Genomic DNA, 12,352 nt, shown 5'->3' with positions numbered 1-12,352 from the left:
TCGCGGGTCTCGGCGGGAAAGGGTTCAGACGTCGGCGGGACGGGGCCCGCCGGGCGCGGCGGACCATAGCGATACCGGCCCGGCGGGCAAATGAATTCGGGCGGCGCGGGCTTCCGGGCGGTCGCCGGCGGCCTCAGGCTCCGCCGTCGCGGAGCTTGCGCAGGCCGTCGAGGGGCCCCGCATCGTCGCCCGCCACCACTGGCTCGAAGGTGATGCCGGGCTTGCGCGGATAGGGATCGAGGCCGAGCGCCAGGAACTCGGCGGTGAGCGCACCAAAATCGATGCGGCCGCCGACCAGCGGGTCGGGGATGTCGGCTTCCTCGGCCTCGGTGCCGGCGAGCCGGTCGGTATCGGTGAACACCACCTCGACCGGTTCATGGACCGGCGCCTCGAAGGGTTCGAGGCTCACGGTGCAGACCTGCGTCACCAGGGCTTCCACCGCGCCGGTCACGGTGAGACGGCTGGTCGGCCCCTCGATGGCGAAGCGCCCGACCAGATCGCGGATCCCGGGGATGCCGAAATCGGCGGCGAGCGCCGCGCATTCGGCCGGGCTCGCCTCCACGGTGACGGCGCCGCGCCCCTGGGGCAGGCGCTCGACATTGACCCAGCGCGCGAGGGGAAAGCCCTCCTGGCCGGCGTGGCGGGTCATGAATTTCCTCCATCTCCAGCGTGGACCGATGCCGGCGCGAAGCCGTCCGGCTCCGGGAAGGGCGGTCCAGCCCCGAGCAGCCCGTCCAGATCGGCGCCGGCGAGGGCGGCGTCGGCGGACTGCACGTAGGCGGCAAGACCGCGCCCGTCACCCTCGCCGCCCAGCACGTTGCGGACGAGAACGGCGCGCAGCGCCGCCGCGTCGCCGGCCTCCAGGGCGGCATCGTAGCCCTCGGCCCGGCCGTAAAAGGCGGCGCCGAGCTTCTTCATCCGCTTGGACACGCCCATGTCGCCGACACCGAGTTCGCGCAGCGAGGCGTCGAGCTGGGTGAAGACCGAATTCACGAGATCCTGGGCCACCTCGGACGCCGGCGCCGGCAACCGGTTCAGCCGGCGTAGGACCAGGATCGCGTGCAGGCAGAGGGCCTCGAACCGGCCCTCCACGGTATCGGGCACGCCGAGGCGCGTGTAGAGGCCCGGCCGGCGCGCGGCCATGCTCAAGGCCACGTGCAGTCCCTCGACGGCGCGGCGCCGCGCGCTCGCGCGCCGGAACAACCCGGCGATCATCGGTGCCGAACCCCGGCCATCTGTGGCCAAGCTTGCCTTGTCAAAGCCATAACCCCGCGGTACGGCAACCCACGCCCAGGGCGCAAGCGCCGTCGGAGCCCCGTGTCGGCGACGACGGTTGCGCCCCGTCCGTCAACACGCTCTCTGGGGGCCCGATGCGGCGCCGTCTCGTCCAGTCCTTCGCGCGCCTCGCCCTGCTCGGCCTTGCGGGAACCGGCCTGTCCGGCTGCATCGGCGAGGAGCTGCGTCACGGCTATCAGGTCGACCAGGCGGCACTCGCCACGATCAAGCCCGGCATGAGCCCCGAGCAGGTCCTGCAGATCCTCGGCACGCCGTCGACGGTGTCCACCGTGGGCAACAAGTCCTGGTACTACATCTCGCAGAACACCCGCCGGACGATCATGTTCCTGGGTGAGCAGGTCGAGGACCAGAAGGTGACGGCGGTCTATTTCTCGCCCGCCTTCAAGGTCGAGCGGGTGGCGCTTTACGGCCTCCAAGACGGCCGGATCTTCGACTTCATCGAGCGCACGACGCCGACGAGCGGCGCCGACCGCGCCTTCCTCAGCCAGCTGTTCCGCGGCCTGACCCGCTACGAGCCGTTCGGCAGCGGCAGCGGCACCAGCGTCGTGCCGGGCGCCAATCGCGGCATGTGATCGGCCTCGCCCGCCACGAGGCGGGCGATCTCCGCCGGCTTCGAGAACAGGTGCTCGGGGCCGAGGGCCGCGAGAGCCCGGGAATCGGTATAGCCCCAGGCCACGGCGCCGAAGGGACAGCCCAGGGCGCGCGCCGCCTCGAGGTCGCGGATCTCGTCGCCGATGCAGAGAGCCCGGTCGGGCGCCACGCCGGTCCGTGCGAGCAGCGTCCGCAGCCGACGCGCCTTCCCGAAGACCGAGGCCCCGCAGGCATAGGTGCCGATGCGGTCGGCATTGTCCGGTCCGAGCACCCGCCGCACCGTGTCGGCGCGGTTCGACGACAGGATCGCCAGCGGCACGCCCGCCTCCGCGACTGCGGCCAGCATCGCCGGAACGCCGGGAAACAGGGCGATCTGGCCGGCGTCGCGCGCGGCCAGCCTGTGCATGTGGCGGGCGATGAGCGGCAGCTTCCAGCGCGGGATGCCGAGACGGGCCACGATCGCCCGGGCGCCCAGGAGCCGCAGACCCTCGACCTCATGGGCCTCGACCCGGCGGAAGCGGTAGCGGTCGGCGACCCCGTTCAGAACCGAACAGAACCACGGGAAGCTGTCGGCCAGGGTGCCGTCGAAATCGAGGACGACGAGACGCGGCCGTGGAGCGGCCGGCGGCCGGGTCATGTCAGGTCCGCAGGTTCTCGAGCGGGACACAGAGCCGCATCAGGAGACCGCCCGGCGCCCAGTCGTGCTCCAGCACGCCGTCGAGCTGGCCGGCGACGCTGCGCTCGGCCAGAACGGTGCCGAACCCCTTCCGGAGCGGCGCGCCGGCAACCTGGGGGCCGCCCTCCTCGCGCCATGTCAGCGTATAGCGGCCTGCCTCCCGGGCCCCGCTCAGCGAGACGCCGCCCTCCCGCGTCGAGAGCCCCCCGTACTTGACCGCGTTGGTCGCCTGCTCGTGCATGATCAGCGCGAGGGCGGTGGCGGTGCGCTCGCCGATCTCGGCATCGTCCCCGGTGATCACCACGCGCGCGCGTCCGTTCTCCTCGTAGGCGGCCATGATCAGGCGCATCAGCCCGAGCACCGTCTGACCGGCCACCGGCGGGGCGCTGTCGGGGGAATGGGGGCGAACATATTCGTGGGCCCGGGCCAGGGCGCCCAGTCGCTCGCGGAACGCCGCCACGAACGGCTTGGCCGCAGGATCGCTCCGGGCGGTCAGCGCGGCAAGGCCGCCGACCACCGCGAAGATGTTCTTGATCCGGTGCGACAGCTCGCGGATCAGAAGGTCCCGCGCCTCCTCGGCGCGCTTCGCCTCGCGCAGGTCGCGGGTGACGGTGGCGTATCCCACCTCCGTCCCCATCGGATCGCGCACCGGGAAGATGTTGTAGAGCACCGCCAACGGCTCGCCGGTGACGAAGTGCCGGAAGGCCAGCTCGCCCTCCCAGAATCCGTCCCGGCGCACCGCCGGCATGACGGTCTCGGCCAGGATCCGGCGGCTGTCGTCGGTGAAGAAGTCGGACACCGTGCACGCCCGGGCGGCGGCGAGGTCGGGCAGGCCGACCAGGGCCAGGGCGGCCTCGTTGAGATGGGTGATCTCGCCCTCGAGGGTGCAGAGCCCGATGAAGTCCTTGGAGGTCTCGACGATCACGGCGAGCTTGCGGGCTTCGGCCTCGGCACGCTTCAGGTCGTCGATATCGGTACAGGTCCCGAACCAGCGCTCGATCCGCCCCTCGGCGTCCCGGATCGGCATGGCGCGCCCGAGCGTCCAGCGGTAATCGCCGTTGTGGTGGCGCAGGCGGTACTCGATCTCGTAGGGCTCGCCCGTCCTGAGGCAGTGGCGCCACCGCGCCCAGGCCCGCTCTTGGTCCTCGGGGTGGAACACCCCGTTCCAGCCCTCGCCGTCGGTGGAGCCGTAGGGCACGCCGGTGAACTCGTACCAGCGGTCGTTGTAATAATCGTGGAACCCGTCCGGCCGGGTGGTCCAGACCATCTGGGGCATGGCGGAGGTCATCACGCGGAAGCGGCGTTCGCTCGCGGCGATCTCCGCCTCGCGGGCGGCGACCCGCGCCAGCGTCCGGCGATGCTCCAGCAGGCTCGAGATCTGACGTGCCAACGCCAGCAGGGTCGCGGTCTGCTCGGAATCGAGGCCATCCGGCCGCGGGGCCCGGTCCAGCACGCACAGGGCACCGATCGGAATGCCATGATTGCCGCGGATCACCGCGCCCGCATAGAAGCGGAAGGCCGGCGCCCCGGTCACGAGGGGGTTCTCAGTGGTCCGCGGGTCGGTGGTCAGATCCGGGATGACGAGAAGATCGCCCGCCTCGATCGTATGGGCACAGACCGAGCAGTTGATCGGCAACTCGCGCTTGCCGAGGCCCACCTCCGACTTGAACCACTGCCGCTCGGCATCCACCAGGCTGACGAGGGCGACCGGCGCGCGGCAGACATAGGCTGCGACCCGCACGAGATCGTCGTAGAGCGGCTCCGGCTCCGAATCGAGGATCGCGAGATCACGAAGTTCCGCGATCCGATCCGCGGCGCTCCAGCGTCCATCGGTCGGTCCGGCTTCCGCGAGCGCGTGAGGTGCAGGCACATCCATGGTCCTGCCCTCACATAGGCGCGCAGCGGCGCCCTGCCTAGGGACCGCCGCGCTTTCCTGCCGTGCCCGCCGGGGCCCGGCAGACGATGCTGGCCGGGGCGCGTCAGGCGGCCCGGGACTTCGTCAAGGTCGGGTAGTCGATGTAGCCCTCGGGGCCCTGGCTGTACCACGTCGCGGCGTCGTCCTTGTTGAGCGGCGCCTTCTGGGCGATCCGCTCGACGAGGTCCGGATTGGCGATGAAGGTCCGGCCGAACGCGATGGCGTCGGCCTCGCCGGCATCCAGAACCTTCTGGCCGCTGATGCCGTCGTAATCGGCGTTCAGGATCATGGGGTTGCGGAACACGCGCCGCATCGCCGGGGCGATCGGCGGGTGGTCGGCCTTGCCGAAGGTGCCGTTCGGCCCCGGCTCGCGCATCTCCAGGAAAGCGATCCCGACATCGGCGAGCGCCTGGGCGGCGGCCACGAACAGCGGCTCCGGATCGGAATCGTTGCAGCCCTGGATCGCGCCGTTGGGCGAGAGCCGCACGCCGGTGCGCTCCGGCCCGGCCACCTTCGCCACAGCCTCGGTCACCTCGCGCAGCAGCCGCACGCGGTTTTCGATGGAGCCGCCGTACTGGTCGGTGCGGTGGTTGGTGCCGTCACGGAGGAATTCGTCGATCAGGTAGCCGTTCGCGGCGTGGATCTGCACGCCGTCGAAGCCGGCCGCCAGGGCATTGGCGGTGGCCCGCTCGTAATCGGCGAGCAGGCGCGGCACTTCCGAGACCTCCAGCGGGCGCGCCTCGGCATAGGGCTTCTTGCCGGAATACGTGTGCGCCTGGTCGGGCGCCGTCGTGGCAGAGGCCGAGATCGGCTTCTCGCCGCCCAGGAAGTCCGGGTGGACCAGCCGCCCCATATGCCATATCTGGCAGACGATCTTGCCGCCCTTGTCATGCACGGCCTTCACGATCGGCCGCCACGCGTCGACCTGGGCGTCGGACCAGATCCCCGGTGCGTAGGGCCAGCCGAGACCCTCCTGGCTGATGCCGGTGGCCTCGGTGAGGATCAGGCCGGCGCCGGCGCGCTGGGCGTAATACTCGGCCATGATCGGGGTCGGCACGTGCTCGCGGGTGCCGCGGCCGCGCGTCAGGGGCGCCATGAAGATCCGGTTCTTCGCCTCGATGGCGCCGATACGGATCGGGTCGAGCAGGGACGGCATGAGGTACCTCGTTGTGGTGCGGCGCAGGCCGCGTCCGGTTTTATTCCCGCGCCGAGGTGGCGCTGCGCCGCCGCGATGCCAAGGTGCAGCGCAGCAGGGCTGACAGGCGCGTGCGGGGGCGCACACGGTGAATGGTGAACAGCCGGGCTCGCTCGGAACCCGGCCCTGTCGACTGATCCGCACCGTGCGGTCCGCGGTCACCGTTCGGGCCGGTCGACGAGAAGGCGCTCACCGATGCCGCCGTCGGTCGCCCGGTCGGCGCCGATGCGCCCGTGTCGTCGCCGCGCGTCTCCGGATATCCGGAGTCGATGCCGGCCATGCGGCTTCGGGTCGTCCGGTCCGGCCTGGGTGTCGGTCTCCATGCCGGGCCGCGCGGCCGGTGCCGGAGAGGCAGGATCCGGCTCGGCCGATCGCCCCGACGTCCGGTCAGGCTGCGAGTTCGCGCATCGCCGCGGCGACCTCGTCGCGGCGGTAGGGCTTCTCGAAGAAGCGCCCGCGCTCTGGCAGATCCCCGGGTTCGGGCTGAATCTTCCCCGATGTCATGATGATCTCGACCGGCGGCCAACGGTCCCGGATCGCATGGGCGAGGTCCAGACCCGCCATGCCGATGCCGAGGTCGATGTCGGAGAAGACGAGGACGATGTCGGGCCGCGCCTCCATAAGGCGCACCGCTTCCTCGGCGTCGAACGCTTCCAGGGCCTCGAACCCCGCCTCCTCGACGAGGTCGACAGCCATGAGGCGCATAACCGGCTCATCCTCGATGACGAGGATGGCATTCCGCCTCGCAGTCCCTGCAGCCACGGCTCGCTCCCTATCCATGCTGCAATTGGACGAGCAGCGCACGCAGCGTCGCTTCGAAGCCAGAGGAAGGGTAACGAAGGTCGACGCCGCCGGATCCGGCCAGTCCCAAACGAATGAGGCGCGAGCCGAACCCGGCGCGCTTGGAGTGCGCGGGGGCCACAGGTGGCGGGCCGCCCCGCTCGACCCAGTCGAGCACGACCTCACGCTCCCCGATGCCGTCATCCAGGCGCCACGTCACGGCGACCCGCCCGTCGGGGACCGACAAGGCCCCGTATTTGGCGGCATTGGTCGCCAGTTCGTGCAGCAGGAGCGAGACCGAGAGCGTCGCGCGCGGCCCGAGATCGAAATCGGGGCCCGTGACCGTGATGCGGTCGCCATGCCCCGCGGCGCCGAGGACCGCATGGACGACCTCGCGGACCGGGGCGCTCGTCCATGTCTTGTGGAGGAGCACGTTGTGGGCGGTCGACAGCGCGTGGATGCGCCGCTCGAAGGCCTCCACAGGAGCGCGGTCCGGGACACCGCGAAGGGTCTGCGTGGCGATCGACAGCACCATCGCGAGCATGTTCTTCAGGCGATGCGAGATCTCCTCGTTGAGGATGCGCTGCTGCTCCTCGGCCTCGAGCCGGGCGACGCCCGACTCCAGACGCTCGGCGACGTTGCGCACGAAGGCCAGGGTTTCCGGCGACCATCGGCGGGGCTTGTCGTCCTGCACGATGAACACCGCCACCGTGCGTCCCCGCTCGCGAACCGGCATGTTCACGAGCGCGCCGATGCCGACGTCGAGCATCAGCCGGGGATCCGAGGACGTTCTCGGATCGGTTCGCACGTCCTCGATGACCAGCGGCTCGCCGCGCCGAAGGTGCTCGCGGATGTCGCCGAAATCGGCGTAGCGGTGCCGCCCGGCGATGCTTGCGACGCCCGGTGCGGTCCAGCCCTCCTCGATGTCGACGAATTCGACGTCGCCGTCGATATGGCCATAGCCGGCCCGCGTGACGCCGAGGGTCGTGCCGACGATCTCGGCGGCGGCCTGGATCATCTCCGGGGCCTCCGTCAGGTCGCGGAACCGGTCGCCGAGGCTCAGCAGGGCCGTACGCCGCGCCTCGGCCTGGACCCGGTCGGTGACTTCGAGGAAGGTGACGGCGAAGCGGTCGGCGCCGATGGCGAAGGCGCGGCCCTCGTACCAGCGGTCGAGCGTCCCGACCCGCCGCAGGAACTCGCGCGGTTCCGCGCTCTCCACCACCTGTGCGAACTCATTGACCCAGGCGTCCTCGATACCGGGGAAGACCTCGCGGATGGTCCGGCCGGCAACCTGGTTCACGTCGATGCCGACGAGGTCGCCCCAGGCACGGTTGACCTCGACGTAGCGCCAGTCGGTCACCTGTCCGGCCTCACGGATGACTTCGCCGACGATGAAGCCCTCGCACAGACGCTCGAACAGGCTGCGCCAGTAGGCCCGGCTCTCGGCGAGGGCGTCCTCGCCGTCGAGGCGCTCGTGGACCGCCGCCATCAGGCGGGCGAGCGTCTCGAAGAACGCCACGGTCTCGCGGTCGAAGGCGGCCACCCGCGTCGAGGCGAAGGCGATGACCGCGCAGAGTTCGCCCCGGCTGACGATGGGGAACCCGGCATAGGCGTCGAGGCCGTTGCCGCGGGCCACCTCCCATCGCGGATCGAGACTGGCCTGCAACCCGCTGAGGATCAGGGGCTGGCGGGTCTCCGCGACGATGCCGCAGAGCGGAGTCCCGAACGGCAGGCGCTTCAGGCGCTCGCGCCCGTCCGGAGAGATGTTGACCGCGTGGGTCAGGCGCAGGTGCTGCCGGTCCGGCGTTACGTCGTAGAGGCAGGCCCGGTCGAACCCGAGGGCGTCGGCCCCGTCCCTCAGAATGGGTTCGAGGACCGCGGAGGGGTCGTCGGCGGTGAGCAGGGCCGTGGAGGCGGTGGCGATGACGTCGAGCCGGTGCGCCCGCCGCAGCTCGGCGGCCTGGAACGCAAGGACCTGATCGCGCTCGTCCACGGCCCGGCGCATCTGCAGCTGGGTGACGACCTGGGCCGCCAGGATGCGCAGGTCCTCCTGCTGCTCAGGGGTCAGCCCCTGGGGCCGGGGCACGGTGTCGATGACGCAGAGCGAGCCGAGCACCTGCCCGTCGGGCGCGCGCAGGGGCGCCCCGGCGTAGAACCGGATGAACGGCTCCCCAGTGACGAGGGGGTTGTCGGCCGTGCGCGGGTCGGCCGCGAGGTCGGGCACGATCAGCAGGTCCGGCTCGGCCAGCGCGTACTTGCAGACCGAGCGCTCGAGGTCGGTCTCGCACGAAGGAAAACCGATCCGTGCCTTGAACCACTGGCGGTCGGCGGCCACGAAGCTGACGAGGGCGACCGGGGTCAGGCACAGCCGGGTCGCCAGCCGCACGATGCCGTCGAAGGCGGCCTCGGGCGGGGTGTCGAGGATGCCGTAGGCCTTGAGCGCGGCGAGACGCAGGTCGGCGGCGATGAGATGCTCGACGCCTTCCATGTCGATCACGGTCATGCGGAAATGGCCCCGTGCGTCGCCAGGGGATCGGGCGCGCCGTCGGGGTCGAGCGCGACGAGGGTTCCGGCCGGCGTGAAGGTCGCGCCGAGGACGAGGGCGAAGTGCTCCTGCACCCGGCGATGGCATTCGCAGGACGCCGCCTGCAGAGCCGGCCGGTCGCGGACCGTGATCCTGGCCCGGCCCATCTCGATGAGCCCCTGGGCCTGGAGCCGGTTGAGGATGCCGCTGAGATAGGTCCGGCGCACCCCGAGCATCTCCGCCAGCATGTCCTGGGTGACCGGCAGGACGTCGGTGGCGAGCCGGTCGTGCAGGGCGAGCACCCAGCGCGCGCACCGCTGTTCGATGGGATGGGCGGCATTGCAGGCGACGGACTGGACCACCTGCGCGAGGAGGCAGTCGGCGTAGCGCACGAGGGCGTTGCGGATCGGCAGCGAGGTGCGCTTGGCCGCCTGCATCCGCGCCGCGTCCAGCCGCACCGCCGCCCCGCCCATCTGAACGACGGCGCGGTTGAAGGCCGGGAGGTAGCCCTGGCTCACGACGCCGCCGAGCGCCCCCTCACGACCGACGGTCGCGGTCTCGATGGTGCGGCCCTCCTCCAGCGGCACGATCAGGGAGACCACCGTCCCGTCGAGCGGGAAGATCATCGCGGTGACCTCGTCCCCCGGCTCGAACAGGACGTCGCCGCGCACCAGTGTGACCACCTCCGCATGGGGGAGAAGCCTCGACCGTTCGACGGGTGGCAGCGAGCGGAGCAGGAGGTTCCGCTCCAGCGGGGACGGTGAGTTCGGCGGCATCGGTCGCGGCAGGCTGGCGCTACGAGCCGGCATAGCCCAGCTTGGCCGCCGCGTCCGTTCAAGAGTGAACACTTCCCGCTAAAATGATGGCCGGCGGACGCGAGGTCTCGACATGACGGATTGCCGCGGTCGTTCACGGTCGGCGCAGCGTCCTGCAGGTCGCCGCGCCGACCGCGACGGTCCGAGAGTCAAACCCCGGCACCGCCCGATCGGGTGCCCGTGCCCCTCGCCCTGTCGGATCGGCGATGAGGCATCCGCAGGATCCGCCCGGCTCCGTGCGGGCCGGAAGCGGATCGGCTGCAGACGGCCGCCCGGATCCGGTGCGGCCGGTGATCCCTCAGATGGCCCGCAAGCGGAACCGAGAGGTCGGAAAGCCGACCTTCGGTTCGGCCATCCATCGATCAGCTGTGTGCCAGCACCGCGAGCAGCAGCAGGGCGATGATGTTGGTGATCTTGATCGCCGGGTTCACCGCCGGACCGGCGGTGTCCTTGTAGGGGTCGCCCACCGTGTCGCCGGTCACCGCCGCCTTGTGGGCCTCGGAGCCCTTGCCGCCGTGGTGGCCGTCCTCGATGTATTTCTTGGCGTTGTCCCAGGCGCCGCCGCCCGAGGTCATCGAGATCGCCACGTAGAGTCCGGTGAGGATCACGCCGAGCAGGCTCGCCCCCACCGTGGCGAAGGCCTGGCTCTTTCCGGCGATCAGCTGGATCACGAAGAACAGCACAACCGGCGACAGCACCGGCAGGAGCGAGGGGACGATCATCTCCTTGATCGCCGCGCGGGTCAGCATGTCCACCGCCCGTCCGTAATCCGGCCGGTCGGTGCCCTGCATGATCCCGGGCTTCTCCCGGAACTGGCGCCGGACCTCCTCCACCACCGCGCCCGCCGCGCGCCCGACCGCCGTCATGGCGATGCCGGCGAACAGGAACGGGATCAGGCCGCCGAGCAGCAGGCCGACCACGACGTAGGGGTTGGACAGGGAGAAATCGACGCTGACGCCCTGGAAGAAGCGGTACTGTGTCGGGCTCGCATTGGCGATGAAGTAGTTCAGGTCCGACGTGTAGGCGGCGAACAGAACCAGCGCGCCGAGGCCCGCCGAGCCGATGGCGTAGCCCTTGGTCACCGCCTTGGTGGTGTTGCCGACCGCGTCGAGGGCGTCCGTGGACTTGCGCACCTCCGCGGGCAGGCCCGCCATCTCGGCGATGCCGCCGGCATTGTCGGTGACCGGCCCGAAGGCGTCGAGCGCCACGATGAAGCCCGCCAGCGCCAGCATGGCGGTGACCGCGATGGCGATGCCGAACAGGCCGGCGAGCGCGTAGGTGCTGATGATGCCGGCCACGATCACGATGGCCGGCAGCGCGGTCGATTCCAGCGAGATCGCCAGCCCCTGGATCACGTTGGTGCCGTGGCCGGTCACCGACGCGTCGGCGATCGACTTCACCGGGCGGAAGTTGGTGCCCGTGTAGTACTCGGTGATCACCACGATCAGCGCCGTGATGGCGAGCCCGATCACCGCGCAGCCGAACAGGCCGCCCGACGTGAAGGTGACGCCCGTGGAGGTGGTGAAGGTCGTCGAGAAGCCCCCGAGCAGGGTCATGTTGACCGCCGCGATCGCCGCGATCGACAGAACGCCCGCGGCGATCAGGCCCTTGTAGAGGGCGCCCATGATCGACTGATTGGCCCCGAGCCGCACCGCGTAGGTGCCGGCGATGGAGGTGAGGATGCAGGCCGAGCCGATGGCCAGCGGGTACAGCATCATCGGCTCGAGGACGTCGCGGCCGCTTCCCGTGGGACCGGAGAAGAAGATCGCGGCCAGCACCATCGTGGCGACGACCGTCACCGCGTAGGTCTCGAACAGGTCGGCCGCCATGCCGGCGCAGTCGCCGACATTGTCGCCGACATTGTCGGCGATGGTGGCGGGGTTGCGCGGATCGTCCTCCGGGATGCCGGCCTCGACCTTGCCGACGAGGTCGCCGCCGACATCGGCGCCCTTGGTGAAGATGCCGCCGCCCAGCCGGGCGAAGATCGAGATCAGCGAGGCGCCGAAGCCCAGGGCGACGAGCGCGTCGATCACCTCGCGGCTCGACGGGTCGAGATGGGCGCCGCGGGTGAGGAACAGGTAGTAGAGGGCGACGCCAAGGAGCGCGAGGCCCGCCACCAGCATGCCGGTCACCGCCCCCGACTTGAAGGCGACGTCGAGGCCGCCGCCCAGCGAGGTGGAGGCGGCCTGGGCCGTGCGGACATTGGCCCGGACCGAGACGTTCATGCCGATGAAGCCCGCCGCCCCCGACAGCACGGCGCCGATCAGGAAGCCGACCGCGACCTTGATCCCGAGGAAGACGGCGAGGAGGACGAACAGGACGACGCCGACGAGGCCGATCGTCGTGTATTGCCGCCGGAGATAGGCCTGCGCGCCCTCGGCGATGGCGGCGGCGATCTCCTGCATGCGCTGCGTGCCGGCATCGCGCCGCATCACGTCGAGGATCGTGACGATGCCGTAGGCGACGGCGCAGAGCCCGCCCACGATGATCAGAACCAAGGGAATCATGCGACCGTCCTTGTCATTATCGTGCCTGGCGTGGGCGTGTGATTGTCGAGCTT

11 protein-coding genes are annotated in these 12,352 nt (G+C 70.7%); 1 reads left to right on the top strand and 10 read right to left on the bottom strand.

The window, feature by feature from the left end; genetic code table 11:
- Window positions 1–133: 133 nt before the first annotated feature.
- Window positions 134–649 carry a YceD family protein gene (locus tag A3862_RS11820; RefSeq protein WP_043386443.1) on the bottom strand — a complete coding sequence of 172 codons (516 nt, stop codon included), beginning with the start codon at window positions 647–649 and terminating at the stop codon, window positions 134–136.
- On the bottom strand, window positions 646–1,215 hold the full coding sequence (locus A3862_RS11815) for a ubiquinol-cytochrome C chaperone family protein (protein ID WP_043348434.1): 570 nt from the start codon (window positions 1,213–1,215) through the stop codon (window positions 646–648). Before A3862_RS11815 ends, A3862_RS11820 begins: the two co-directional genes overlap by 4 nt.
- A gap of 155 nt (window positions 1,216–1,370) precedes the next feature.
- Here A3862_RS11815 and A3862_RS11810 point away from each other — a divergent pair, with 155 nt between their 5' ends.
- Window positions 1,371–1,868: an outer membrane protein assembly factor BamE gene (locus tag A3862_RS11810; protein ID WP_043348419.1), complete on the top strand. Its 498-nt coding sequence runs from the start codon at window positions 1,371–1,373 to the stop codon at window positions 1,866–1,868.
- Here the strand turns inward: A3862_RS11810 and A3862_RS11805 are convergent.
- The 8 genes from A3862_RS11805 to A3862_RS11775 form a co-directional block, all read right to left on the bottom strand.
- Window positions 1,805–2,524 carry an HAD hydrolase-like protein gene (locus tag A3862_RS11805; RefSeq protein ID WP_111473611.1) on the bottom strand — a complete coding sequence of 240 codons (720 nt, stop codon included), beginning with the start codon at window positions 2,522–2,524 and terminating at the stop codon, window positions 1,805–1,807. The genes A3862_RS11810 and A3862_RS11805 overlap by 64 nt on opposite strands.
- A 1-nt stretch (window position 2,525) precedes the next feature.
- Window positions 2,526–4,439 (bottom strand): PAS domain S-box protein, encoded by a 1,914-nt coding sequence (locus A3862_RS11800; RefSeq protein WP_043759241.1) that lies wholly within the window; start codon window positions 4,437–4,439, stop codon window positions 2,526–2,528.
- A gap of 103 nt (window positions 4,440–4,542) precedes the next feature.
- Window positions 4,543–5,634: an alkene reductase gene (locus tag A3862_RS11795; RefSeq protein WP_043348413.1), complete on the bottom strand. Its 1,092-nt coding sequence runs from the start codon at window positions 5,632–5,634 to the stop codon at window positions 4,543–4,545.
- 40 nt (window positions 5,635–5,674) lie between these two features.
- Window positions 5,675–5,953 (bottom strand): hypothetical protein, encoded by a 279-nt coding sequence (locus A3862_RS31055; RefSeq protein WP_043759243.1) that lies wholly within the window; start codon window positions 5,951–5,953, stop codon window positions 5,675–5,677.
- A 107-nt stretch (window positions 5,954–6,060) separates the two neighbouring features.
- Window positions 6,061–6,378: a response regulator gene (locus A3862_RS11790; RefSeq protein WP_236961968.1), complete on the bottom strand. Its 318-nt coding sequence runs from the start codon at window positions 6,376–6,378 to the stop codon at window positions 6,061–6,063.
- Window positions 6,379–6,445: 67 nt separating this feature from the next.
- Complete coding sequence (locus A3862_RS11785; protein WP_051044712.1) at window positions 6,446–8,956, bottom strand: GAF domain-containing protein; 2,511 nt, start codon at window positions 8,954–8,956, stop codon at window positions 6,446–6,448.
- Window positions 8,953–9,753, bottom strand: a complete 801-nt coding sequence (locus tag A3862_RS11780; RefSeq protein WP_043386450.1) for a Crp/Fnr family transcriptional regulator — start codon at window positions 9,751–9,753, stop codon at window positions 8,953–8,955. The genes A3862_RS11785 and A3862_RS11780 overlap by 4 nt, the downstream gene beginning before the upstream one ends.
- 401 nt (window positions 9,754–10,154) lie before the next feature.
- Window positions 10,155–12,299, bottom strand: coding sequence for a sodium-translocating pyrophosphatase (locus A3862_RS11775; RefSeq protein WP_053609099.1), 2,145 nt, complete (start codon window positions 12,297–12,299; stop codon window positions 10,155–10,157).
- Window positions 12,300–12,352 lie beyond the last annotated feature (53 nt).

Source organism: Methylobacterium sp. XJLW (assembly GCF_003254375.1).
Taxonomy (GTDB): domain Bacteria; phylum Pseudomonadota; class Alphaproteobacteria; order Rhizobiales; family Beijerinckiaceae; genus Methylobacterium; species Methylobacterium fujisawaense.
This window is presented reverse-complemented; position numbering and strand designations above follow the sequence as displayed.